Raw genomic sequence first — 654 nt, forward strand, 5'->3', positions numbered from 1 at the left:
GCGATGTCAGCAACGCCAGCGCGGCAGCTTCATCTTCCGCGCTGACCGTCACCGCCGTTGTCCCTGAGGCTTCGGCCTCCGCTTGCTGCTCGGCATCCTGTTGCTGCTCCAGCATCAGCAAGACCCGACCCGCTTCACGTTTAATCACAGACGGCTCGCATTCCAGCTCTTGTGCCGCCGTGCTGATGTAGTTCTGACGATGCCGCGCATGGTACATGTCCAGCGTATCCACATGGAACAGGCCGGACGTTTCATCCCGCACCTGCACATTGACTTTCATCACATCGGGCACCGGCGATTTTTTCATTCCCCGTATCCGCCAGACCCGGGGGCCGCTTTTCATCAACAGTTCACCGCAGGCCGTGCGCTCACAGGGCACCGGCGTCACTGGCGACTCAGGGCGGGCAGCTAAGGAAGCCGGTTGAGGCTCACTGACGCTTTGTGGCGGTTCCGTCGCACCCGAAGTCACTGGCCGTTCATGCTGGAACACCGCGCCCGGGGCCGTTCCCTGTCCCAGCCAGACTGCCTGTTGCAAGGCCAGCCCCAGCGCATGTTCGGCGTTGCCGCTTTTCAGCGCATAGTCATTGGCATCCATGCCCGGCGGGAACTGCACCCGCCATGCCTCGATACCGGCTTCCAGTAAATCAGCGGCCA

General features: G+C 62.2%; 1 pseudogene. It reads right to left on the reverse strand.

Features of this window, described 5'->3' with window-relative positions:
- Positions 1-654: pseudogene (locus tag CKY02_RS23195) on the reverse strand (DNA primase); the annotation flags it as partial.

It is taken from the genome of Photorhabdus bodei (assembly GCF_003287735.1).
GTDB classification, from domain to species: domain Bacteria; phylum Pseudomonadota; class Gammaproteobacteria; order Enterobacterales; family Enterobacteriaceae; genus Photorhabdus; species Photorhabdus kayaii.